Source organism: Micromonospora sonchi (genome assembly GCF_014646235.1).
Lineage (GTDB): Bacteria > Actinomycetota > Actinomycetes > Mycobacteriales > Micromonosporaceae > Micromonospora > Micromonospora sonchi.
In genome coordinates, this window is record NZ_BMNB01000008.1 from 1 (window position 1) to 23,884 (window position 23,884).

Annotated in this window: 21 protein-coding genes and 1 riboswitch; of the genes, 8 read left to right on the forward strand and 13 right to left on the reverse strand. The window is 73.2% G+C overall.

The window, feature by feature from the left end; all coding sequences use genetic code 11:
* Nucleotides 1–163: 163 nt before the first annotated feature.
* Entirely contained in the window at nt 164–526 is a 363-nt protein-coding gene (locus IEY61_RS31105) for a helix-turn-helix domain-containing protein (protein WP_308424564.1), read from the reverse strand.
* 15 nt (nt 527–541) lie between these two features.
* On the opposite strand from IEY61_RS31105, the gene IEY61_RS10300 reads away from it, so the two are divergent.
* The 4 genes from IEY61_RS10300 (at nt 542) to IEY61_RS10315 (ending at nt 6,396) form a co-directional block, all read left to right on the forward strand.
* Entirely contained in the window at nt 542–1,405 is an 864-nt protein-coding gene (locus IEY61_RS10300; RefSeq protein WP_189042952.1) for an SAM hydrolase/SAM-dependent halogenase family protein, read from the forward strand.
* Nucleotides 1,406–1,431: 26 nt separating this feature from the next.
* Nucleotides 1,432–1,674 (forward strand): CPCC family cysteine-rich protein, encoded by a 243-nt coding sequence (locus tag IEY61_RS10305; protein ID WP_189042954.1) that lies wholly within the window; start codon nt 1,432–1,434, stop codon nt 1,672–1,674.
* Between the two features lie 21 nt (nt 1,675–1,695).
* Entirely contained in the window at nt 1,696–2,484 is a 789-nt protein-coding gene (locus tag IEY61_RS10310; protein ID WP_189042956.1) for a zinc finger domain-containing protein, read from the forward strand.
* Between the two features lie 237 nt (nt 2,485–2,721).
* On the forward strand, nt 2,722–6,396 hold the full coding sequence (locus tag IEY61_RS10315; RefSeq protein ID WP_189042958.1) for a hypothetical protein: 3,675 nt from the start codon (nt 2,722–2,724) through the stop codon (nt 6,394–6,396).
* Between the two features lie 62 nt (nt 6,397–6,458).
* Here the strand turns inward: IEY61_RS10315 and pspM are convergent, their stop codons facing one another.
* From pspM to IEY61_RS10350, 7 genes are all read right to left on the reverse strand, one after another.
* Nucleotides 6,459–7,235 (reverse strand): phage shock envelope stress response protein PspM, encoded by a 777-nt coding sequence (gene pspM / locus IEY61_RS10320; RefSeq protein WP_189042960.1) that lies wholly within the window; start codon nt 7,233–7,235, stop codon nt 6,459–6,461.
* Nucleotides 7,236–7,258: 23 nt separating this feature from the next.
* Complete coding sequence (locus tag IEY61_RS10325; RefSeq protein ID WP_189042962.1) at nt 7,259–8,125, reverse strand: PspA/IM30 family protein; 867 nt, start codon at nt 8,123–8,125, stop codon at nt 7,259–7,261.
* Between the two features lie 179 nt (nt 8,126–8,304).
* The gene (locus IEY61_RS10330; RefSeq protein WP_189042964.1) at nt 8,305–8,751 is read right to left on the reverse strand and encodes a helix-turn-helix domain-containing protein; all 447 of its coding nucleotides are present in this window, start codon (nt 8,749–8,751) and stop codon (nt 8,305–8,307) included.
* A 166-nt stretch (nt 8,752–8,917) separates the two neighbouring features.
* Nucleotides 8,918–9,442, reverse strand: coding sequence for a CinA family protein (locus IEY61_RS10335; protein ID WP_229705807.1), 525 nt, complete (start codon nt 9,440–9,442; stop codon nt 8,918–8,920).
* A 49-nt stretch (nt 9,443–9,491) separates the two neighbouring features.
* Entirely contained in the window at nt 9,492–10,085 is a 594-nt protein-coding gene (gene pgsA / locus IEY61_RS10340) for a CDP-diacylglycerol--glycerol-3-phosphate 3-phosphatidyltransferase (RefSeq protein WP_189042966.1), read from the reverse strand.
* Nucleotides 10,086–10,141: 56 nt separating this feature from the next.
* On the reverse strand, nt 10,142–11,656 hold the full coding sequence (gene rimO / locus IEY61_RS10345) for a 30S ribosomal protein S12 methylthiotransferase RimO (protein ID WP_189043311.1): 1,515 nt from the start codon (nt 11,654–11,656) through the stop codon (nt 10,142–10,144).
* A gap of 171 nt (nt 11,657–11,827) precedes the next feature.
* Nucleotides 11,828–12,766, reverse strand: a complete 939-nt coding sequence (locus IEY61_RS10350) for an ornithine cyclodeaminase family protein (protein ID WP_189042968.1) — start codon at nt 12,764–12,766, stop codon at nt 11,828–11,830.
* An 89-nt stretch (nt 12,767–12,855) separates the two neighbouring features.
* Nucleotides 12,856–12,923, forward strand: a riboswitch (guanidine-III (ykkC-III) riboswitch).
* 56 nt (nt 12,924–12,979) lie between these two features.
* Here IEY61_RS10350 and IEY61_RS10355 point away from each other — a divergent pair.
* A complete protein-coding gene (locus IEY61_RS10355; protein ID WP_189042970.1) occupies nt 12,980–13,294 on the forward strand; it encodes a DMT family transporter in 315 nt (104 codons plus the stop codon).
* A gap of 135 nt (nt 13,295–13,429) precedes the next feature.
* On the opposite strand, the gene IEY61_RS10360 is transcribed toward IEY61_RS10355, so the two are convergent.
* Nucleotides 13,430–15,880: an FtsK/SpoIIIE family DNA translocase gene (locus IEY61_RS10360; RefSeq protein WP_189042972.1), complete on the reverse strand. Its 2,451-nt coding sequence runs from the start codon at nt 15,878–15,880 to the stop codon at nt 13,430–13,432.
* A 110-nt stretch (nt 15,881–15,990) separates the two neighbouring features.
* Here IEY61_RS10360 and IEY61_RS10365 point away from each other — a divergent pair, with 110 nt between their 5' ends.
* The 3 genes from IEY61_RS10365 to IEY61_RS10375 all read left to right on the forward strand — a co-directional run bounded on the left by IEY61_RS10365 (nt 15,991) and on the right by IEY61_RS10375 (nt 19,009).
* Nucleotides 15,991–16,467: a type III secretion system chaperone family protein gene (locus tag IEY61_RS10365; protein WP_189042974.1), complete on the forward strand. Its 477-nt coding sequence runs from the start codon at nt 15,991–15,993 to the stop codon at nt 16,465–16,467.
* Nucleotides 16,464–18,104, forward strand: coding sequence for a type III secretion system chaperone family protein (locus IEY61_RS10370; protein ID WP_189042976.1), 1,641 nt, complete (start codon nt 16,464–16,466; stop codon nt 18,102–18,104). The genes IEY61_RS10365 and IEY61_RS10370 overlap by 4 nt, the downstream gene beginning before the upstream one ends.
* 74 nt (nt 18,105–18,178) lie before the next feature.
* The gene (locus tag IEY61_RS10375; protein ID WP_189042978.1) at nt 18,179–19,009 is read left to right on the forward strand and encodes an isocitrate lyase/PEP mutase family protein; all 831 of its coding nucleotides are present in this window, start codon (nt 18,179–18,181) and stop codon (nt 19,007–19,009) included.
* 47 nt (nt 19,010–19,056) lie between these two features.
* Here the strand turns inward: IEY61_RS10375 and IEY61_RS10380 are convergent, their stop codons facing one another.
* The 4 genes from IEY61_RS10380 to thyX all read right to left on the reverse strand — a co-directional run bounded on the left by IEY61_RS10380 (nt 19,057) and on the right by thyX (nt 23,789).
* The gene (locus tag IEY61_RS10380; RefSeq protein WP_189042980.1) at nt 19,057–20,223 is read right to left on the reverse strand and encodes a S1 family peptidase; all 1,167 of its coding nucleotides are present in this window, start codon (nt 20,221–20,223) and stop codon (nt 19,057–19,059) included.
* 71 nt (nt 20,224–20,294) lie between these two features.
* Nucleotides 20,295–21,986, reverse strand: coding sequence for a ribonuclease J (locus IEY61_RS10385; RefSeq protein ID WP_189042982.1), 1,692 nt, complete (start codon nt 21,984–21,986; stop codon nt 20,295–20,297).
* A 52-nt stretch (nt 21,987–22,038) separates the two neighbouring features.
* Nucleotides 22,039–22,965, reverse strand: coding sequence for a 4-hydroxy-tetrahydrodipicolinate synthase (dapA, locus tag IEY61_RS10390; RefSeq protein ID WP_189042985.1), 927 nt, complete (start codon nt 22,963–22,965; stop codon nt 22,039–22,041).
* An 80-nt stretch (nt 22,966–23,045) separates the two neighbouring features.
* On the reverse strand, nt 23,046–23,789 hold the full coding sequence (gene thyX, locus IEY61_RS10395) for an FAD-dependent thymidylate synthase (RefSeq protein ID WP_189043313.1): 744 nt from the start codon (nt 23,787–23,789) through the stop codon (nt 23,046–23,048).
* Nucleotides 23,790–23,884: the final 95 nt, after the last annotated feature.

The following is a 23,884-nucleotide window of genomic DNA, read 5'->3' on the forward strand; positions in this document are numbered from 1 at the left end:
GGTCGAGGGTGGTCACGTCGATGTCGGGCCAGGACCACACGAACCGCAGCGTGCCGGGAGTTTTCCCCAGAGACAGGTTGCCGTCGCGCAGGCGAAACGCCGACCGAGTGTAGGAGGCGGACTGGCGTCCGTGTCTCGACTTATAGCGGGGATACCTCGCCCGCTACTGAAAGAACGCGGTCATGGCGGTGTGCTGGTGCCGCAACGTCTGCTGCAACGGCACGGAGCTGACGTCGTTGAGGAACGCCAGTTCCGGCAGTTTCTTCGCCTCGGTGAGCGCCCGGTCCGTCTCCGCGTAGGAGGTGGATTTGCATTCGGAGTGCCAGCGGCGATGCCGGGCGGCGAGAGTCCGATTCCAGACGACACGCACACACCCGAACGTGCGGTACAGCACCGCCGCTTGTTCAGGCGTCGGGTAAGCCCGACACCGGTACGCCGCCCTCACACGACACATCTTACCAAAGGAGACGATCATGGCTGACAGGAAGTGGGCCGCCATTCCTCCCCGCCCTGAACGGCGGGGCATCCTGGTGGCACTACGGTGACCAGCGAAACGGGCAACGGAGCACAGGTACGGACCGGAGTCGTCTCGCTGACCACCGACTACGGACTCGCCGACGGTTTCGTGGCGGCCTGCCACGGGGTGATCGCCCGGATCGCGCCGGCGGTGCGGGTGCTCGACGTGACCCACCTGGTGCCCCCCGGTGACGTACGCCGTGGCGCGGCGGTGCTCGCACAGACGGTGCCGCACCTGCCGACGGGGGTGCACGTGGCGGTGGTCGACCCAGGCGTGGGCACGACCCGCCGGGGCATCGCGCTGGCCACGCCCGACGGCATCCTGGTGGGCCCGGACAACGGCCTGCTGCTCGACGCCGCCGACGCCCTCGGCGGGGTGACCGCCGCGGTGGAGTTGACCAACCCGCGGTGGCAGGCCCCTCGGGTGTCGGCCACCTTCCACGGCCGGGACGTCTTCGCGCCGGTGGCGGCCTGGCTGGCTACCGGCGCGCCGCTGGGCGGGGCCGGCCCGGCGGTCGACCCGGCGATGCTGGTCCGGCTGCCCGAGCCGGTCGTCGAGCCGAGGCCGGGCGGGTTCACCGCCGAGGTGCTGACGGTGGACCACTTCGGCAACGTCCAACTGGCCGCCCCGGCCGCTCTCCTGGCGCCCCTGCCGGCGCGGGTGCGGGTGAGTCCGGCCAGGAACCGCGACGCGATCGAGGCCGTGCACGGCCGCACCTTCGGGGACGCACCGGTGGGCACGCTGGTGGCGCACGCCGATTCGGCCGAGCGGGTCGCGCTCTCGGTCAACGGCGGCCGGGCCGTCGACCTGCTCGCCGCCCGCCCCGGTAGGCTGTTGCGGGTCGAGGAGATCTCAACTACTGATCCGGCCTTCGGGCCATCCGCTTAAAAAGTCCACTATGGAAAGCTGTCGGCGTGGATGATCGCTGGGTACCCGCTGTCTGCCCCTGCTGCGCGTCCCGGACCGGTGGGGGCACCTGTCCCGTCTGCTTCTGGACCGACGACGGCCAGAGTGACGCCGACGCCGACGTCGTACGCGGCGGCGCCAACGGGGACCTGAGCCTCTCCCTCGCCCGCCTCAACTTCGCCGTGTACGGCGCCTGCCACCCCCGTTACCAGGACCTGGTCCGCTCGCCGCGCCCCGAGGAACTGCCCTGACGGCTGAGCGATAATGGCGAGGTGCCCGAAGGCGACACCGTCTGGAACACCGCCCGCGCGCTGGAGCGCGCGCTGGCCAGGGCCCGGCTGACCGGTAGCGACTTCCGGGTGCCCCGGCTGGCCACCACCGACCTCACCGGCTGGACGGTGCTCGGATGCGCCAGCCGGGGCAAGCACCTGCTACTGCGGCTGGAGGCCCCCGACCCCGCCCGGTGGACGCTGCACTCGCACCTGCGCATGGACGGCACCTGGCGGACGTACGCCCCCGGGGAACGCTGGGCGGCCAGGCCGGCACACCTGATCCGGGCGGTGCTGCGCGCACCGGCCGCCACCGCCGTCGGCTACCACCTGCACGACCTGGCCCTGGTGCCGACCGCCGAGGAGGACCGCCTCGTCGGGCACCTCGGTCCCGACCTGCTCGGCCCCGACTGGGACCCGGACGAGGCGGTACGCCGGCTGGCCGCCCACCCGGACGAGAGCATCGCAGTGGCGCTGCTGGACCAGCGCAACCTGGCCGGGGTCGGCAATATCTACAAGTGCGAGGCGCTGTACCTGCACGGGATCCACCCCTGGACGCGAGTCCGCGACGTACCCGACCTCGCCGGCCTGGTCGCCCTGATGCAGAGGTTGCTCGCCGCCAACCGCGGCCGGTGGACGCAGAGCAGCACCCGTTCGCTGCGCCGAGGTCAGACCAGCTACGTGTACGGACGCCGGGCAGCGCCCTGCCGCCGCTGCGGCACCGCCATCCGGAAAGAGGAGTTGGGCGAGCGGGTCACCTACTGGTGCCCCCGCTGCCAGCCCGCCCCCTGACGAGACCCGCCACCACCGGCCGGGTCAGCTCAGCAGGTGGGGCGAACCGGAGCGATCCGGCATCGCCGGGGTGGCGTGCGGGACACGCCGGAGAGCGGCAGATTGGCACGATTGGGCACTTCCTAACCGGGCCTTCAGGTCGCATGCTGCGATTGGGTGCTCACGGATCGTCAACACCGCGCGCCCGGGCCTGCCCCGACGTAGTGGCAGCCGCCGCGCCCGATCCCCGGGAGAGCCATGGCCGTTTTTCGCAGACTCCGCTCGACCTGGATGGTCCGCGCCGACGATGCCGGCAGCGCCGGCAGCGCCGATCCGCAGGATCCGTCCATGGCCGTCCCCGCCGCGCGCACCGGCTCCGGCGCCGCAGGCAGCACCGAAACCGGCACCGCACCAGCGCCAGACCCGACACGGGCAGCCGCCAGTCTGGATCCGGCGGCCGCGCCGCGGTGCCTCGGTCCGGTGCCGAACCACGCGTACAGTCCGCTGCCGCTGGTCGATGACGCCGGTCAGCCGGTGGCCGGCACCGGACTGCGCAAGTTCGTCGACCCGCTGCCCGGCCTCGGCACACCGCAGGACGCACCGCCCGGCGCGCACCTGCCGGTGGCGACGCCCGACACGATCAGCTATCCGGGCTGCGACTACTACGAGATCGGCCTCCAGGAGTACGCCCAGCGCCTGCACCGGGACCTGCCGGCCACCCGGCTGCGCGGCTACCGACAGCTCAACCTGGGCACCGACGCCGACGGACACAACACCGTCGCCCCGCCGCCGCGGCCCTGGCACCTCGGCCCGGTCGTGCTGGCCCGTCGGGGGCGACCGGTGCGGATCAAGTTCATCAACCAACTGCCCGCCGGGCCGGCCGGCGACCTCTTCCTGCCGGTCGACCCGACCGTTCCCGGTGCCGGGGCGGGTCCGCTCGACGGGCCGGCGCCGTACCCGCAGAACCGGGCGGTGCTGCACCTCTGCGGCGCGTCGACCGGCTGGACCAGCGCCGGCAACCCCTGGCAGTGGATCACCCCGGCGGGCGAGATCACCCCGTACCCGACCGGCACCGGACTGGCCCACGTGCCCGACATGGCCCAGCCGGGTCGGGGCGCCACCACGCTCTACTACCCGAACGAGCAGAGCGGTCGACTGCTCTGGTTCCACGACAACACGGTCGGGCTGTCCCGGCTGACCGGCTACTCCGGGCAGGTCGCGCTCTATCTGCTGACCGACGAGGCGCAGGAGGAACTGATCGCCGACGGGGTGCTGCCCGCCGAGCAACTTCCCCTGGTCTTCGAGGACAAGACCTTCGTACCGGACGACGACCAACTCGCCACCCAGGACCCGACCTGGGACCGGGACCGCTGGGGGGCTCGGGGCAGCCTCTGGCACCCACACGTCTACCAGCCCCGGCAGCACCCGTACCGGCCGGACGGGACCAACCCGACCGGCCGGTGGGACTACGGCCCGTGGTCGCGTACCGCGGTGCCGGCCGCACCGGACGCGCCCGCCGCGCCGGTGCCCAACCCACGCCACGACCCGGTCACCGACCCGGACGAGCCGCCGGAGATCCCCGATGTGCCGCACCCGAGCGCGGTGCCCGCAGCGTACGGAGACACCGTGCTGGTCAACGGCGTCGCGTACCCGTATCTGGAGGTCGAGCCCCGGCTGTACCGGTGGCGGATCCTCAACGCCTGCACCGATCGTTGGCTGAATCTCCAGCTGTACCTGGCCGGCTCGGACGGGCCGATGTGGACGCCGGACGGGGTGCTGGCCGACCCGGCCGCCGGTGAGGTGCCGCTGGTCGACGCCGTACCCGCCACCGACCGGCCGGCGGACTGGCCCACCGACGGCCGGCCCGGCGGGGTGCCGGATCCGCGCGCCGCCGGGCCCGCGCTGATCCGGATCGGCAACGAGTGCGGCCTGCTTCCGGCGCCCGAGGTGGTCCCCAACCAGCCGATCGGATTCCGGTACGACCGGCGCGATCCGACCGTGCTCAACGTGGCTCACCACGCGCTGCTGCTGGCCCCCGGCGAGCGGGCCGACGTGCTGGTGGACCTCGCCACGGTCGCGCCGGGCAGCACGCTGATCCTGTACAACGACTGCCCCGTCCCGCTGCCCTGCTTCGATCCCCGCTACGACCTGCACACCGGCGGGCCGGACCACACGGCCGAGGGCGGCCCGCCCCCGACCCGCCCCGGGTACGGCCCGAACACCCGGACCCTGCTGCAGCTGCGGGTGGCCGGCCGTCCCGCACCGGCGTACGACCTCGACCGGCTGCGGCAACGGCTGCCCGGCGCGTACGCGACCAGCCAACGTCCCCCGGTCGTGCCGCAACCGGCCTACGATCCCTGCTTCGGCACCGTCACCACCGGTCCGGTCCGGGTGTCGGTGCACGCCACCGAGGTGGAGTTCATTCCGGCCGGCGCCGCCGCCCCGGTGGCCCTGCCGCTGGCGGTCAAGGCCGTAGGGCAGGTCTTCGAGCCCGACCACGGCCGGTTCACCGGCCGCCTCGGCGTGACGCACCCGCACGCCGGGCCGCTGGCCGAGGCGATGCTGCCGCTCGGCCCGAACGATCCGGCCACCGAACTGCTGCGCGTCGGCGACCCGGCGGTACCGGTCGGCGCGCCCGGCGACGGCAGCCAGCTCTGGCGGGTCCGTGGGACCGGCCGGCAGAGCCATCCGGTGCGGTTCGAGGGGCTCGACGTGCAGGTGGTCGGCCGGGTCGGCGACGACGGCAGGATCCGACCGCCGCAGCCCGGCGAACTCGGCTGGAAGCAGATCGTGCGGGTCGACCCGGGCGAGGACGTGGTGCTGGCGCTCCGACCGGAGGCGCCACCCCTACCGTTCAAGATCAGCGACAGCGTACGGCTGCTCGACCCGACCCGGCCGGCCGCCGCACCCACCGGCTCCGCCAGGATCAGTCCGCTCGACGGTCAGCCCGCGTCGGTGGTCAACCAGCTGGTCAACCTGGGCTGGGAATACCACTGGTCGAGCGCCGCCGGCGGGCACCGCGACCAGGGCATGACCCGGCCCCTGGTGGTACGCGTCTCCCCCCGGGCACCGACCGGGCTGACCGCCACCCCCGCGCCCGGCTCGGCGACGGTGCTGCCGGCGATCGCCCTGACGTGGACCGGCAACGGCAGCCTTCCGGCCGCCACCAGCCACCGGCTGCACAGGGCCACCGACGCGGCCTTCAGCACCGGCCTGACCGAGATCACCGTGGCGGCCACGGCGACCCGGCACACCGATGCCAGCGTCATCCCCGGGGTGACGTACCACTACCGGATCCGGGCGGAAAACGCGGCGAGCTGCTCCGCCTGGTCGAACAGCGTTCCGGCGGCGGTGCGGCTCGCCGCGCCGACCGGGCTGACCGCGACCCTGGCGCCCGCCGCCCCACTGCGGGTCGCGCTGCGCTGGACGAACCGCTCCTTCGCCACCGGCGTCGACGTGCAGCGGGCCACCAACCCGACCTTCACCAGCGGGCCGGGCACCACCGCCATCGGCGTCGGCGACCACCACCTGGACACCGCGCTCGCCCCCGACACCACGTACTACTACCGGATACGCACCACCTACCTCGGTGCGGCCTCACCCTGGTCGACGGTGGCCCGGATGACCACCCCACCGGCGCCGGGCATCCCGACGGGGGTGAGCGTTGCCACCAGCGCGCCGGGCCCCGACACCGCGACGGTCGTGTTGGGCTGGGCGGCGAGCACGCCCACCGGCCCGGGTTCGGGGTTCGTCGTGGAACGGGCCCGGGATTCCCGCTTCACCCGGGAGGTGGCCACCTTCACGGTCACCGGCCGGGGCTTCACCAACACCGGCCTGGTCCGGGGCGTCACCTACCACTACCGGATCCGCTCGTTCAACCTGGTCGGCAGCTCCCCGTTCACCAGCCCGGTCCCGGTCACCACCCCGGACTGAGCACACTCCGCCCCGGAAATGCCCTGAAGACCCCTCTTGATCAACAGGGGCAGGGGAGGCAGTCAGGGGGTGGCGGGGCGGTTGCCGGCGCGGAGTTCGGACAGGGCCGAGGCGAAGCCGTGCAGGAGGTCGGTGGCCTCCGTCAGCCGGGCGGCGGCGGGATGCTCGGTCTCCGGGCGGTACTCCTCGGCCAGGTAACCGGCGGCGGCCACCACCAGCCGCTCGTACGCGGTCACGCCGTCCTCCAACTGCCCGGTGAGCGCCTGATGCGCCTCGGCCAGGGGCGGCCGGGCATCGGCCGGGGCGAGGTCGACCGCGCGTTCCACGCTGGCGACGCGGTTGGCCAGGTCGCGCAGAGACTGCTCGGCCGCTGCGGCCTCGGCCACCGCCGGCTCGGCCAGGCCGGTCACCCGGCCCGCCATCGAGACCAGGGTCGAGGCGGCCCGGTCCAGCCGCTCCCACGGCCCGGCGGCGGTGGTGCCGCGCAGCGCGCTGCGGGAGCGAACCCGGCGGACCTCGGCCACCACGCCGGCACCGGCGGGCAGGCGTTGCACGGCGGCGACCAGGCGGGCGCGGGAACGGGCGGCGGCCTGCACCGGGTCGAGGGCGGGCGGGGCGGGTCGGGCGGCCAGCGCGCGCAGGTCGCTCCAGCGCCAGGCGGCCAGCGCGGTGGTCGCGCCCGCAGCGGCGGCCCAGGCCGCGTCACCCAGCCCGATCCCGGCGTACGGGGTCAGGATGGCCGTCGCGCCACCGAGCCCACCGGCCAGTACGCTCCACCGCCGGGCGGAGCGTCGCAACTTGCCCAACCGGCGGAAGTAGCGGGTGCGCTCGTCTGCCACCGTCGCCTCCTCGACCGTTGAGCTCAGCCGGCGGCGGTGGTGTCGCCGGTGCCGCGGTTGCGGCTCATGCTGGCCCGGATCTCGTCGAGCCGCGCCACGGCCGGGTCGTTGCTCGCCGCTGCCGGCTGGCCGCTGGCGGCGCCGCGTTCGGTGCCGGCGCCGAGCTGCTCGCCGGCCATGCTGGCCCGGATCTGATCCAGCCGGGCCGAGCCCGCCGTGTCCAGGGTCGCCTTCTGGATCTCCAGCATCCGGCCCTCGGCCGAGTTGCTGGCCAGCTCGGCCCGGCCCATGGCGTTGGCGTAGCGGCGTTCGATGCGGTCGCGGACCTCGTCCAGGCTGGGGGTGGTGCCCGGCGCGGTGAGCGCGGACATGGACTCCAGCGAGGCGGCCACGCTCTCCTGCATCTTGGCCTGCTCCAGCTGGCTGAGCAGCTTGGCGCGCTCGGCGAGCTTCTGCTGGAGGATCATCGAGTTGTTCTCCACCGCGCGGCGCGCCTGCCCGGCGGCGGCGAGCGCCTGGTCGTGCAGAGTCTTCAGATCCTCCGCGGCCTGCTCGGTGGAGACCAGTTGGGTGGCCAGGGTCTGTGCGGACTGCTCGTAGCGGCCGGCCTCGGCCTCGTCACCCTTGGCCCGGGCCTGGTCGGCGAGGACCAGCGCCTGCCGAGCGTTGGCCTGCAACCGCTCGACGTCGGACATCTGACGGGAGAGCTTCATCTCCAGCTGACGCTGGTTGCCGATCACCGCCGCGGCCTGCTGGACAAGCGTCTGGTGCTGCCGGTGCGCCTCGTCGATGGCCTGCTGAAGCTGCACCTTGGGGTCGGCGTGCTCGTCGATCCGGGCGCCGAAGAGCGCCATCAGGTACTTCCAACCCTTGACGAACGGGTTCGCCATCTCCGCGATATCCCCTCAGTAACGTCGCTGCGCCTGTCCCACACCGGGTGGGCCAGGTCGGCCACCGGCGATGGTGGATACATCGTCCCAGCCGACCGCCAGCACAGCATCCGTACCGACGGGAGGGGACGTGCACGATCAACCCTACGCGGCGCGGGCCACCACGACCATCGGCCCTGTCAGGCGGCGCAGACCACGTCCCGGTCGGGGCGCACCCGGGTGCTGCGCAGGGTGGCCTTGAGCGGAGATTCCTGGCGCACGGAGACGGCGACGGTGCCGTCCGAGCTGACCTGGCGCACCCCCCGGCCGGTGGACCTGGCCACCGGCGTCGCGGCGACCGGCGTCGACTCGGCCGGCTCGTTCTGCACCGGGACGAGTACGCCCGGCAGCTGCTCGGCGAGCGCGACGGTGTCGCTGACCTCGCGCAGCAGCTCGGACAGGCGGGCACCCAGCGCGTCGCAGATCGCGGCGAGCAGTTCGCTGGAAGCTTCCTTCTGGCCGCGCTCGATCTCGGACAGGTACCCCAGGCTGACGTTGGCGGCGGAAGATACCTCGCGCAGCGTGCGGTGCTGCCCCTGCCGGCGCGCCCGCAGTGCGTCACCGATCACCCGGCGTAGCAGGACCATCGCACCTCCCCTGGGGGACACAGTTCGCCCGGCCTCGCGGCCTGGCGGCGGCACCGGCCCCGGTCGTCGGAGCCTTCCCGCAACCGTACCCGGTACGCGCCGCCACGACATCCCACCCCGACCCGCCAACCTAGGTTCCGCCTCCGGCAGGGGCGTGGCGGGCGGGTCAGGATCGACTGGCTTCGGGGGTGTCCGGGACCTGGATGTGCTCGGCGAGCAGCCGCAGCGCGCCGCTCACCGCGCCGGCCCGGATGCGGTCGCGCCCACCGTCAAGGTCGAGTTCCCGTACCTCGGTGCCGTCCGGGCCGGCGACCGCGACGTACACCAGCCCGACCGGCTTGCCGTCCTGGGGCTCCGGGCCGGCCACCCCGGTGGTGGCCAGCGCCCAGTCGGCCCCGCAGCGGCGTCGCCCGCCCTCGGCGAGCGCCGCCGCCACGTCGGGGTCGACCGGTCCGCGCTCGGCCAGCAGCTGCGCCGGTACGCCGGCCAGCCACTCCTTCAACTCGGTGGCGTAGACCACCAGCCCACCCCGGTAGGCGACGCTCGCACCGGCGATCTCGACGATCGTGGCGGCCAGCAGGCCGCCGGTCAGCGACTCGACGGTGGCGACCGTCTGCCGCCGTTCGGCGAGACGGTGCACCACGCCGGCCGCCGCGCTGCCCATCGCTCCTTCGGCTTCTCTCATGCCCATTTGTCGCATCCTTCCCGACCGGGCGGGATCTACTCGCCGCGACGCCCGGTCAGCTGGTGGTTCGGCGCAGCCGTAGGGCCCGGGCGAGGTAGTCGAAGCCGGTGAGCACGGTGACGGCCACCGCCGCTCCCATGATCCACGGACCGACCGTGGCCAGGGCGGCGGGCATCGGCCACAGGTACCAGGCGATGGCCAGGATCTGGAGGGCGGTCTTGACCTTGCCGCCCCGGCTCGCGGCGATCACCCCGCGCCGGATCACCCAGAACCGCAGGGCCGTGATGCCCAGTTCCCGGGCGAGGATGACCACCGTCACCCACCACGGCAGTTGGTCGTAGGCCGACAGCACCAGCAGGGCGGCGCCGGTGAGCGCCTTGTCGGCGATCGGGTCAGCCACCTTGCCGAACGCGGTCACGAGCCCGAACCGGCGGGCGATCCAGCCGTCGACGAAGTCCGTCAGCGAGGCGACGGCGAAGATCAGAGCGGCGATGACCTGCCATCCGGTCTGCGTCATGCCCGAGACGATCGCGGCGGCGACGAAGACCGGCACCAGCGCCAGCCGCAGCGCGGTCAGGGCGTTCGCCGCGTTGACCACCGGCACCCGGGCCACCACCGGCAGCGGGGTGGATTCCGCCGCCCCGGTCATCGGCCCACCGTCGGGCACCACACGTCGCCGCTCCCCCGCCTCGTCCGGGCCTGCCGTCACCGCGCCGCGCCGGGCGCCGCCGAGATCATCTCATCCGGGACCGCGACCAGGTCGACGCCCTCGGTGCCGGTCACGGTGGCCCGCACCAGGTCGCCCGGGCGCAACGCGGCCAGGTCGACCCCGCCGGCGTCCGGCGCCACGAGCGTGGTCGAGCCGTCCACCTCCGGCGCCTGGTGCGCGGCCCGCCCCTCGACGACCCCGTCGTCGACCGAGTCGACCAGCACCTCGACCGTCGTACCGAGCCGGTCCTCGGCACGCTGCGAGCACAGCTCGTCGGCGAGCGCGCTGAGTTTGTCGTACCGACGCTTGATGGTGGCGGCGGAGACCTTGCCGGGCAGCCCGGCGGCCTCGGTGCCGTCCTCGTCGCTGTAGTCGAAGACCCCGATCGCGTCGAGCTGGGCCTCAGTGAGGAAACGGACCAACTCGTCGACGTCGGCCCGGGTCTCGCCGGGGAACCCGACGATGAAGTTGCTCCGCGCGCCGGCCAGCGGTGCCAGCGCCCGCGCGCCCGCCAGCAGCTCCAGGAAGCGGTCGGTGGAGCCGAAACGGCGCATCCGGCGCAGCACCGCCTCGCTGGAGTGCTGGAACGACAGGTCGAAGTAGGGCGCCACCCCCGGTGTGGTGGCGATCGCCTCGACCAGGCCGGGCCGGGTCTCGGCCGGCTGGAGATAGCTGACCCGGACCCGGACGATGCCGTCGACCGCGGCGAGCTGCGGCAGCAGCTTCTCCAGCGCGCGCGGGTCGCCCAGATCCTTGCCGTACGAGGTCGAGTTCTCACTGACCAGGACCAGCTCACGAACACCGCTCTTGGCCAGCCACTCGGCCTCGGCGAGAAGTTCGTCCGGGGTGCGGGAGACGAAGGCGCCCCGGAAGGCGGGGATGGCGCAGAAAGCGCAGCGCCGGTCGCAGCCGCTGGCCAGCTTGAGCGAGGCGACGGGGCCGCTCTCCAGCCGGCGGCGCAGCACCGGCCGCAGGTGCGCCGGGGTGTGCTCGTCGACGTCGGCGGCGCTGCCGTGCCCGGGCAGCGACACCGCGCTGTCCCGACGGGCCACCGGGGTCAGCGGCAGCAACTCGCGTCGGTCCCGGGGGGTGTGCGCGGCGAACTCCCGGCCGGCGACGACCGCATCCAGCCGAGCGGAGATCTCCGGGTAGTCGTCGAAGCTGAGCACCGCCCGGGCCTCGGGGAGGCTGTCGGCCAATTCCCGGCCGTACCGCTCGGCCATGCAGCCGGCGGCGACCACCTTCGCGCCGGTGTCGGCGGCGGCCAGCAGCGTCTGGATGGAGTCCTGCTTGGCCTTCTCCACGAAGCCGCAGGTGTTGACGACCACCACGTCGGCGCCCTCGCCGTCGGTCGTCACCTGCCAGCCATCGGCGTGCAGACGGGCGGCCAACTCCTCCGAGTCGACCTCGTTACGGGCACAGCCCAGGGTCAGCAGGGCGACCCGACGGCCGTCGCCGGCGGACGACTCCGCCGGCCGCGCAGAGCTGGATTGGTCGGACGACTGCTCCAGCTCGCGGCGCGGCGCCAGACGGGCCGAGCTGGATTGGTCGGACGACTGCTCCAGCTCGCGGCGCGGCGCCAGACGGGCCGAGCTGGAGTGGTCGGAAGGGGCGGTGGCAGACACCATCCGAGGGTACCGGGCCGCCGCGCCCGATCCGGCGGGGCGGGCCGGCGGCGGGCGTCACCCGGATGAGCCGGACACGGTGGGGGCAAGGATCCGGACCAGGCGGTCGAGCAGGAACACCTCGGTGCCGGCGAGACCGACCGAGCAGAAGACCGAGATCTGGTCCGCGCCGGTGCGGCCCGGCGCCGATCCGGCCAGCACCGAGCCCAGATCGCCCAGCCGTGCGGCGTACGGCGGCTCGGCGGCGAGCATCGGCGGTACGTACGACCGGGACTGCGCCGGTGAATCGCTGACCAGCACGGCGGCGCGGTCCAGCAGATCGGGGCCGAACTCCGCGCGGTCGCGCTGCTTGAACCCGACCGCGTTGACGTGGCAGCCCGGGGTCAGGTCGGCGGCGTCCAGTACCGGCGTGGGGCTGGTGGTGGCCAGCACCACCACGTCCCGGTCCCGCACGGCCGCCCGGGCGGTGTCCACCGCGCGGGCCGGAATGCCGAGCTCGGCCCGGACCCGGGCGGCGAACGCCTCCCGTCGCGCCGCGGAGCGGCTGTGGACCGTCACCTCCCGCAGCGGACGTACCGCGGCGGCGGCCCAGACCTGGGTCCACGCCTGCCCGCCGGAGCCGATCACACCGAGCGTGGCCGCGTCCGGGCGGGCCAGCGCGTCCACCGCGACCCCGCCCAGCCCGCCGGTACGCCGGGAGCCCAACTCCTCCCCCACGGCGATTGCCCGCACCGCGCCGGTACGCCCATCGTGCAGCACCACCACCTGTTCGGTCTCGGGATGGCCGAACGTGTCGTACGCCCGGTATCCGTACCACTGCCCGACCAGATGCCCGGCGGTGAGCGTCATCCGGCCGCCGCCCAGCTGCACGGCGGCGCGGGGCGGAGCCACCAGTCGGCCGTGGTAGCTGGCCAGCAACGCCTCGCGCATCGCGTCCACCGTGGCCGGTGCGTCCAGTGCGGCGGCGACCTCCGCGTCGGAGATGAGCACGGTCATGGCCCCATCGTGCAAGGTGAAGCAAAGTTGAGGTCCAGTCGGGTGATCCGCCTCACCCGCCGCAGCGTCCCGCCGGTGCTACGGTCGGCTCCGGCGGCCCGATGTGGCCGTCCCGGACGAGTCGTGGGCGTACCCGGTCAGGCCAAGACGCCCCGTGCGGAATCGACTCCGCCCGGGGTCCGACGGCCCGGGTGACGGCGAAGAGGTGACTCGATGGCCTGGATCGTACTGGTGCTCTCCGGACTGCTGGAGACCGCGTGGGCGATCGCCCTGGATCGCAGCGCGGGCTTCACCCGACCGGTCCCCGCGGTGGTGTTCGTGATCACGTTGGTGCTCAGCATGATCGGCCTGGGGTACGCGCTGCGGGAGATCCCGGTCGGCACCGGGTACGTGGTCTGGGTCGGCATCGGCGCGGTCGGCACCGCCCTGGTCGGCATGGTGGCGCTCGGCGAGTCGGCCAACCTGCTCCGGCTGCTCAGCCTGCTGCTGGTGATCGCCGGGGTGGTCGGGCTCAAGGTCTTCAGCTGAGCATGCCGGCAGCCGCCCCCGCACCAACGCCGCCCGCATCTGCACGATCCTCGGCTTCGTCTTCGCCGCCATCGCCCTCTTTGTGTGGGCCGCTGCGGTGTGTCTGGGGATCCGTCCGCCGGCCTTCCGGCAGCGTCACTGCTCGTCCCCGCGCAGGCCGGCCAGGAGCTCCTCCAACTCGTCGGGCTTGACCAGCACGTCGCGGGCCTTGGAGCCCTCGGAGGGACCGACCACGCCCCGGGTCTCCATCAGGTCCATCAGCCGGCCCGCCTTGGCGAAGCCGACCCGCAGCTTGCGCTGGAGCATCGAGGTCGAGCCGAACTGCGAGGTGACCACCAGCTCGACCGCCTGCACCAGCAGGTCGAGGTCGTCGCCGATGTCCTCGTCGATCTTCTTCTTGCCCTCCTGGGCCACGGTCAGCACGTCCGGGCGGAACTCCGGCTCGCGCTGTTCCTTGCAGAACTTGACGACGTCGTTGATCTCACGCTCGGTGACCCAGGCGCCCTGGATGCGGATCGGCTTCGAGGCGCCCATCGGCAGGAACAGCCCGTCGCCGCGACCGAGCAGCTTCTCCGCGCCGGGCTGGTCGAGGATGACCCGGGAGTCGGCCAGCGAGGAGGTGGCGAAGGCCAGCCGGGACGGCACGTTGGCCTTGATCAGCCCGGTCACCACGTCGACCGAGGGGCGTTGGGTGGCCAGCACCAGGTGGATGCCGGCCGCCCGGGCGAGCTGGGTGATCCGGACGATGGAATCCTCCACGTCGCGCGGGGCGACCATCATCAGGTCGGCCAGCTCGTCGACGATCACCAGCAGGTACGGGTACGGCCGCAGCTCCCGCTCGCTGCCCGGCGGGGCCTTGATCTCGCCGTTGCGGACCTTGCGGTTGAAGTCGTCGATGTGCCGGACCCCGTTGGCGGCGAGGTCGTCGTAGCGCATGTCCATCTCGCGGACGACCCAATCCAGCGAGTCGGCCGCCTTCTTCGCGTTGGTCACGATCGGGGTGACCAGGTGCGGGATCCCCTCGTAGCCGGTCAGCTCGACCCGCTTCGGGTCGACCAGCAGCAGCCGAACCTCGTCCGGCGTCGCCCGTGTCAATACGGACATAAGTAGACTATTCAGGCAGCTGGATTTGCCGGCGCCGGTAGCGCCGGCGATCAGAATGTGAGGCATCTTCGCGAGGTTGGCCACCACGTAACCGCCCTCGATGTCCTTGCCGAGCGCCACCACCATCGGGTGGTGGTCGCTGGTGGCGGCGCGCGAGCGGAGCACGTCGCCGAGAGCCACGTTCTCCGGGTCGGTGTTCGGGATCTCCACGCCGACCGCGCTCTTGCCCGGGATCGGGCTGAGGATACGGACGTCCGGCGACTTCACCGCGTACGCGATGTTGCGGGAGAGCTGGGTGATCCGCTCGACCTTGACGCCGTGGCCCAACTCGACCTCGTAGCGGGTCACCGTCGGGCCCCGGGTGAAGCCGGTCACCGCCGCGTCCACGTCGAACTGATCGAAGACGCCGGTCAGCGCGGCGATCACCTCGTCGTTGGCCTTGCTGCGGGTCTTCGGTGCGGCACCGCTGCCGAGCATGTTCGACGGGGGCAGGGTGTAGTCGCCGGCCAACCCGGTCAGCGCGAGCTGTTCGGCCCGGGTCGGCGCGGGCGAGTGCTCCGGCGGCTCGGCCGGCTTGCGGCTCGCCGGCACCCGGGACGGCGCCTTGCGCGGTAGGACCATGGTCTCCTGGAGGTCCACGCCGGTCAGGTCGTCGAACTCGTCCGGGTCGACCGGCGGCGGCGCGCGCTTCGCCGGGCGCCGGCGGGGTGGCGCGGCCGGGGTCTCGTCCGGCTCCTGGCCGCTCTGGCCGAGCACGCTCCCGGCGAGCAGCCCGAGCCGCTCGGGGATCTTGTTGATCGGTGTCGCGGTGACCACGAGCAGCCCGAACACCAGCAGTAGGATCAGCAGCGGCACCGCGACCCAGGCGCTGACCGCCCGCTCCAGCAGGCTGCCCACACCGGCGCCGATCAGGCCGCCGGCGAAATCCCGCTCGCCCGGGTCGGCCGGCTGCTGACCGATGTGCAGCATCGCGGCGGTGGCGACCAGCATGGAGCCCCACCCGATCAGCCCACGGCCACGGTGCTCGGGATCGCCGGGCTGGCGCATCAGCCGCCAGGCGCCGATGCCGAGCAGCACCGGCACCACGATGGAGATCGCCCCGAGGAAGAGCCGGACCGTGTCGGCCAGCCGGGCGCCGACCGGCCCGGCCGCCGAGAACCAGATCGCCCCGGCGCTGAGCAGGGACAAGCCGACCATCAGCAGTCCGGCGCCGTCGCGGCGGTGCTCCGGGTCGAGGTCGCGAGCGGAGGCGGCCTGCCGGCCGACGGCCCGCACCGCCCAACCCACGCCGTGCGCCAGGCCCATCCACAGTGCCCCGAGCGCGCGGCCGACCCACCCGACCGGACCCGGCCCCCGCCGCGCGGTCGTGCGGCGCCGCGCCGACGGGCTGGTCTTCTTCGCCGGCTGGCGGGCACGACTGTTCGTGCCGCCGCGCGGCGACGCGCCGCGCCGCCGGCTCGCCTGAGAGGTACGGCCCGCCATAGCATCACCGTAACGGCGGTACCCGACAGATCGCTGCTTTCCGGGTCGTGTCCGCGCGTCGTCGCGCGAATCCGCCGCCGGTCGTGATATCCGCCTCAGAAAGGCTGCCCATGGCGTTGCCGACCGCGGACGGTGCAGACCATCCCCTGGCCGGGTACCCGGGCGCGTTGCGTCCGCTGACCGGTGAGCTGATCGCCACCGTGCTCGCCAGCCGGGGCCACCCGGTCGAAACCGACCCGGCCGGCGACCTGGTCGGCCGCTGGGCCGACAGCCTGATCTGGTTTTTGCGTCCAGGCAGCGCCGGGGAGATGCTCCAGGTCCGCACGGTGACGGCACCGACGTTCGCCATCGAGTACGTGCCCGCGCTGCACGCCTTCTGCAACGCGTGGAACCACGACCGACTCTGGCTCAAGGCGTTCGTCCACGTCGAGGACGACGGGCGGGCCCGGATCTGCGGCGAGGTCATCGCCGACCTGGAGCACGGGGTGACCCCGCACCAGCTCGGCCGGCTCCTCGACTGCGGCATCACCACCGGCTGCCAGTTGGCCGCCGAGGTGGCCAGCCTGCCCGGCGGGGTGCTGCCGTGACCGGGCAACCCGGCGGCCGGGGGCTGGACGAGTTCGGCTGGCCGGGGTGGCTGGGCGGCCGGCGGCGACCCGAGCGGGACGGCCGCGCGCTCGCCGAGGAGCTGGCCGACGCCCGGGACTCCCCGGACGGCGAGGTGCGCACCGCCGAGCTGGAGCGCATCGCCGCCCGCGCCGACGCCACCGGCGATGATCGGTCGGCGCTGGACGCCCGGCTCGCGCTGATCGAGACGTACCTGCTGCACGGTAAGCGGTGGCGACTGGTCGAGCCGGTCCGCCGCTGCCTGGCGGCCGTCGAACGCCGGCCCGACCTGCTGCCGCCCGGTGGCCGTGATCAGCTGTCGCGCTACCAGCGGTACGCGGTCGAGGCCCTGCTCGGCAGTCCCCGCGTCGGGCTGGACCAGACCCGGGCGCTGCTCGACGACCTCGAGGCCGGTGGCGTCGCGGCGGTCGCCGAGCTGCGCTGCCGGATCGCCGACCACCTCGGCGACGAACCGGCCGCCCGGTCCTGGTACGAACGCTGGGTGGCCGCCGGACCGGAGTCGGCCGACGGGTGCCCCGACTGCGCCGCCGGACGGCGGGCCGACCTGCTCGCCGGCTGGGGCGACTGGCGGGCCGCCCTGGACGAGCTGGCCGAGGTCGGGAGCAGCGACTGCACAGAGGAGCCCGAGCGTGGCCTCGCCGCTGCGATGCTGCCCTGGCTGCGGGCCGGCGAGCCGGAACGGGCCGCAGCGGCGCACGTCCGGGCGTACCGGCGGCATCGGCAGGAGCTGACCGCTTTTCCGTACCTGGCGGCGCACCTGCGCTTCTGCGCCCTCGCCGGGCACCCCGTCCGAGGGCTGGAGCTGCTCGCCACGCAGCTGCCGAGGCTCGACCACGCCGACGACGAACTGGGTGCGATGGAATTCGCCGCCGCCGCGTCGCTGGTGTGCTCGGTCGCGGCGGCGGCGGGGCTCGGCGGGCAGACGGTGCACCGCCCGGGGTACGCGTCCCGACCCGCGGCCGACCTCGACGTCGAAACCCTCGGTGTCGTGCTGCTGGACCTGGCCGTCACGCTGGCCGGCAGCTTCGACGCGCGCAACGGCACCGGGCACCAGTCCGGGCGGATCGCGTCCTGGCTGGCCGAGCGCGCACTCGCGGAACGGACCCTCGCCGACCCGGTGCCGCTGCCGTGCGAGGGACCGGAGGACGTCGGGCCCACCGACGAGGGGACGGCCGACGATCTGCCGGACGACGTGCCCGTACCGCTCAGCCTGGCGCTGATCACCGCCGCCCTGGACCGGCGCGGTGACCGGTACGTGGTGGACGCCGCGGACACCGTGATCGGCCGCTGGGGTGAGGCGCTCATCCAGGTGCGGCGCGCCGGCGAGCGGGGCGAGGTCCTGCACGTCCGCACCGTCGCCAGCCGCCGGCTCCCCGCCGATCGGCGCGCCGAGGCGTACGCGTTCTGCAACTCCTGGAACCACGACCGGCTGCTGCCGGCGGCATACGTGCACGATGCGGGCGGCGACCTGGTGCTGGCCGGGAACGTCAGCACCGACCTGTCGCACGGGGTGGCCCCGATCCAGCTGGACGTGCTGCTGGAGGCGGCCGTGCGCACCGGCTCGGCGTACGCCGACGCGGTGGCCGCCCTGCCCTGACGCGGCCCGCCGGCCCCCGAATCAGGTCCGAAATCCGCGAGACAGGCCCGGTCCGGGCTGGTGGACTTGCCGGCATGACGACGCACCAGCAGCGCCATGCCCTGCTTTTCCACGACCTGCACCGGCCCGGAACCCCCCTCGTGCTCCCCAACGCCTGGGACGCCGCCAGCGCCCGGATCGTCGCGAGCTGCGGTGCGGCGGCGGTCGCCACCACCAGCGCCGGAGTCGCCTGGAGCCTGGGCCGGCCGGATGGCGACCAACTGGGCCGGGAGGAGGCACTCGCGGCGATCGGTCGGATCGCCACCGTGGTGACCGTTCCGGTCAGCGCGGACATCGAGAGCGGGTTCGGGGCCGACCCGGCCGGCGTCGCCCTGACCGTCGGCGGCGTGCTGGCCACCGGCGCGGTCGGCATCAACATCGAGGACGCGCTGGTGTCCGGAACGGATCCACTTCGGCCGGTCGACGACCAGTGCGCGCGCATCGGGGCGGCTCGGGAGGCCGCCGACGCCGCCGGGGTCCGACTGTTCGTCAACGCCCGTGTCGACACCTACCTGCGGGAGGTGGGTGATCCGGCGGACCGGCTGGCGGAGACGCTGCGCCGGGCGGCGGCGTACCGGGCGGCGGGCGCGGACGGGATCTTCGTGCCGGGCGTCGTCGATCCCGCGATCGTCGGTGCGCTGGTGGCCGGGATCGATGCGCCACTCAACGTGCTCGCCGGTCCGGGCTCGCCGCCGATCCCCGTCCTCGCCGAGCTGGGGGTGGCTCGGGTGAGCCTCGGCTCGTCCATCGCGCAGGCGGCGTACGGGCTGATCCACCGCGCCGCGACGGAGGCGTTGACGCAGGGGTCGTACGGCCACATCGGCGACCCACTGCCCTACCGGGACCTGAACGCGCTGTCGGCGTGAGTTCCCGGGCGCCGGCGGGCCCGTCCCGGGCCCGCCGGCGCGCTCGGCTACGACGCGTTCCGGGCGGTGATCAGGGTCAGGTTGTTGCGCTGAAGGATCTCGTTGACCGGCTGGTAGAACGTGGTCCCGCCGCGGACGCAGTCGCCCGAGCCGCCGGAGGTGACGCCCTGGGCCTGGTTGCCCGAGATCCACGATCCGCCCGAGTCGCCGGGCTCGGCGCAGACGTTGGTCCGGACCAGCCCGCTGACCAGTCCATCCGGGTAGCGCACCGTGGCATTGCGCGCCTGGACGGTGCCGCAACGCACTCCCGTGGTGGAGCCGGAGCGGCAGATCGACGAGCCGGCCGGCACTTCCCGCGAACCGGCGACCCGGGCGATGCCGCCCCGGAAGTCAGTCACCTCCGGCAGCACCCGGGTGTTGTTGTTGACCCGGACGAAGGCCCAGTCGTCGCCGGGGAAGGACGAGGCCCGAAAGATTCCCTGCAACTCCCCGTCCGGGCCAGAGGTGCGGTCACCGACCCGGCCGCAGTGCCCGGCGGTGACGTAGCCACCGACCACCGCGAAGCCGACGGAGCAGCGTCCGCTGCCGACGAAAAAGGCTTCCCCGCCTCGGACGTCGGCGAAGAGCCGGGGCTGCTCCTCGGTGGCCATCCGGACCGCCTGCCGCGGCACCCCGGCGCGCGCGACGAAGCGCCAGCCGGCCGCCTCCGCGCCCGGCTCGGCGAGCACCACGAGGCTGTTCGAGGCGACGTCGACGTACCAGCCGGAGACCTGCCGCGCCTGGGCGGCCGTACGGTCCATCCGGGTCTTGAGCGCGTCGAGCTGCCCGACTCCGCGCTCGACCACTTTCGGCACCGCCCCGGCGGCCTGGACCCGGCGCGCCTGCGCCGGGTCGGCGACCGCCACGTTGAGCTGGCTGCCGTCGGCGCTGAGCCAGCTGCCGCCGTAGTCCGTGCCGAGTTCTGCCCGGAGCTGGTCGACCACGCCGGTCGCCCAGCGTTCGGTCTTGAGCCGGGCGGCGACCTGCGACTGATCCAGCCGCAGGTCACGGCGGAGCGCTTCGACCATCTCCGGGTCGGCTCCCTCCACCGCCTGGCTGGTCGGCGCGTTGCTCGGCGCGCCACCGTCGCCGGCGAACGACGGCAGGGCCACCGCCGCCGCCGCGCCCACCGCCGCCACCACGACACCGATGGCTGTCAATCGTCTGCGGTCCATCCGCCACGCTCCTTCCGGCCGGCGTGGGGTACGCCCGCCGGATCGGAGTACGGGCGGAAGGTCCGTTCGGTTCAGACCTCGACGACGGTGGGCACGATCATCGGACGGCGACGGTAGACGTCGTTGACCCACCGGCCCACGGTCCGCCGGACGATCTGCTGGAGCTGGTGCGGATCGGTGATCCCCTCCGTCGCCGCCCGGTTCAACGCCTCGGTGACCAGCGGTATCACCGCGTTGAACGTCGCCTGGTCCTCGGAGAAGCCCTTGGCGGAGACCGTCGGGCCGGCGACCACCTTGCCGGTGACCGAGTCCACCACCACGGTTGCGGCGATGAACCCACCGTCGCCGAGGATCCGCCGCTCGGTGAGCAACGACTCGCTGACGTCACCGACGGCCAGTCCGTCGACGTAGACGTACCGGCTCTTGACGTGGCCGACCAGGCTGGCCCGCCCCTCCACCAGGTCGACCACGTCGCCGTCCTCGCAGAGCACCACCCGGTCGGGTGCCACGCCGGACTCGATGCCGAGGCGGGCGTGCGCGCGCAGGTGCCGCCATTCCCCGTGCACCGGCATCAGGTTGCTGGGCCGCACGACGTTGAGCAGGTAGAGCAGCTCCCCTGCGGGGGCGTGGCCGGAGACGTGCACCTTGGCCACGTCCTTGTGCACCACCACGGCGCCGGCCCGGGCCAGCCGGTTGATCACGCGGTAGACCGAGGTTTCGTTGCCGGGCACCAGCGAGGAGGCCAGCACCACGGTGTCGCCGGGGGCGATGGTGATGTGCCGGTGGTCGCCGCTGGCCATCCGGCCCAGGGCGCTCATCGGCTCGCCCTGCGAACCGGTGGACATCAACACGATCTGCTCGGGCGGCATCGAGGTCGCCTCGTCCAGGCCGACGACCAGGCCGGGCGGGATGTTCAGCAGCCCCAGGTCGCGGGCGATGCCCATGTTGCGCACCATGGACCGGCCGATCAGGGCGACCTTGCGGCCGTGTTCCATGGCCGAGTCGAAGACCTGCTGCACCCGGTGCACGTGGGAGGCGAAGGAGGCCACGATGATCCGCCCGCGCGCCTTGGCGAAGATCGAGTCGAGGACCGGGCCGATCTCCCGCTCCGGGGTGACGAAGCCGGGGATCTCCGCGTTGGTGGAGTCCGACAGCAGCAGGTCCACGCCCTCGGCGCCGAGCCGGGCGAAGCCGGCCAGGTCGGTGATCCGGCCGTCCAGCGGCAGCTGATCCATCTTGAAGTCGCCCGTGTGCAGCACCAGCCCGGCCGGGGTACGGATGGCCACCGCGAGCGCGTCCGGGATCGAGTGGTTGACGGCGAAGAACTCGCACTCGAACGGACCGAGCCGTTCCCGGCCCCCCTCCCGCACGGTCAGCGTGTACGGCTGGATCCGCCGCTCGGCCAGCTTCGCCTCGACCAGCGCGAGGGTGAACTGCGAACCGACCAGCGGGATGTCGGTCTTGTGGGCGAGCAGGTAGGGCACGGCGCCGATGTGGTCCTCGTGGCCGTGGGTCAGCACGATCGCCTGGATGTCGTCGAGCCGGTCGAGGATCGGACCGAAGTCGGGCAGGATCAGGTCGACGCCGGGCTGTTCCACGTCCGGAAAGAGCACGCCGCAGTCGACGACGAGCAGCTTTCCGTCGTACTCGAAGACGGTCATGTTCCGACCGATGGCACCAAGCCCGCCGAGCGGGATGATCCGCAGCCCGCCCTCCGGCAGCGGCGGGGGAAGTGGAGCCTCCTCGTTGTGCGCCGCGGTCACGCTGTCACCTCATTCTGGGACGCCGTCACTCGGCGTCCGTCGTGTCGTTCGATCATTCGGGGAGTGGCAGACCCGCCGCCGCGCAGTCGGCGCGCAGCTGGGCGACCTGGTCTTCGGTGGCATCCACCAGCGGTGACCGGACCGGGCCGGCCGGCAGACCCTGCGCCGCCAGGCCGGCCTTGACCAGAATCGTGCCCTGGGTACGGAAGATCCCGGTGAACAGCGGCAGCAGCCGGCTGTGCAGGGCCAGCGCGGTCGCGGTGTCACCGACGTCGTACGCCTCGATCATCCGCTTGGTGTCCACCCCGCTGAAGTGGGTCGACGTGCCGACCACGCCGACCGCGCCGACGGCCAGCGCGGGCAGCGTGAGGGCATCCTCACCGCTGTAGTACGCCAGGTCGCTGCGGCTGATCACCCAACTGGTGGCCGTCAGGTCACCCTTGGCGTCCTTCACCGCCACGATGCGGCCATGCTCGGCGAGCCGGACCAGCGTCTCGGTCTCGATCGGCACACCGGCACGGTGCGGGATGTCGTAGAGCATCACCGGCAGCCCGGTCGCGTCGGCCACGGCGGTGAAGTGCCGCAGCAGCCCCGCCTGGGGCGGCTTGTTGTAGTACGGGGTGACCACCAGCAGCCCGTGCGCGCCGGCCTTCTCCGCCGCGGCGGCCAGCTCGATGGTGTGCCGGGTGTCGTTGGTGCCGACGCCGGCCACCACCCGGGCCCGGTCGCCGACGGTCTCCACCACGGTCCGGATCAGGCGTTCCTTCTCCGCGTCGGTGGTGGTCGGCGACTCCCCGGTGGTGCCGTTGACCACCAGCGCGTCGTTGCCCTGCTCGGTGACGAGGTGCTCCGCCAGCCGCGCGGCGCCGTCGAGGTCCAGCGCGCCGTCGGGGCTGAAGGGGGTCACCATGGCCGTGAGCACCCGGCCGAAGGGTCGGGACACGGCCCGGACCGGGGTGTCAAGGTGGTCGTGCGTCATGAAGACAACCTAGCGGACGGCCGGCGGGGGCCCGCCGGGGAAGGGTTCAGGACCCCTGGGCGTGCGGGGCTCACTCCCGCTCAGGATGCCGCGACGTGCGGGCTCGCCGCCACCTCGGTGCCATCGGCAAGGGCCGAGATGACGAAATCGGCGAAGACGTTCGGCGCGACCCGCTGCAACTGCCGCAGGCACTCCACCGCCAGCTCGCGGATCTCCACGTCGGCTTGCTCGGTGGCACGCATGGCGATGAAGTGCCGCCAGGCGCGGTAGTTGCCGGTCACCACGATGCGGGTCTCGGTCGCGTTCGGCAGCACCGCGCGGGCCGCCTGGCGGGCCTGCTTGCGCCGCAGCGTCGGGTTGGGCTCGTCGGCGAAGCGCCGTTCGAGACCCTCCAGCAGTTCGTTGTACGCCCGCACGCTCGCCTCGGCCGCCTCGACGAACCGTTTGTGCAACTCCGGGTCCTCGGCGATCACCTTCGGCTCGACCATCGCCGCGTCCCGCTCCGGCACGTAGCGCTGGGACAGCTGGGAGTACGAGAAGTGCCGGTGCCGGATCAGCTCGTGGGTGAACGATCGGGACACCCCGGTGAAGTAGAAGCTCACCGACCCGTGCTCCAGCACGGAGAGGTGGCCGACCTCCAGGATGTGCGCCAGGTAGCCGGCGTTGGTCGCGGTGGCCGGATTCGGCTTCTTCCAGCTCTGGTAGCAGGCCCGTCCGGCGAACTCCGCGAGCGCCTGGCCCCCGTCCGCGTCGGTGGACCAGGGCACGTCCTCCGGCGGGTCGAACTGGGTCCACGCGATCATCTGGACCTTGGGCTGAACCATCTCCGGCATGCCGCGACTCTAACGTCACTGCATTCCCGGCCCAATTCAGGCTCGCCCCTCTGCAACCTCGGTCACGCCGCGCTCGACAGGCGCAA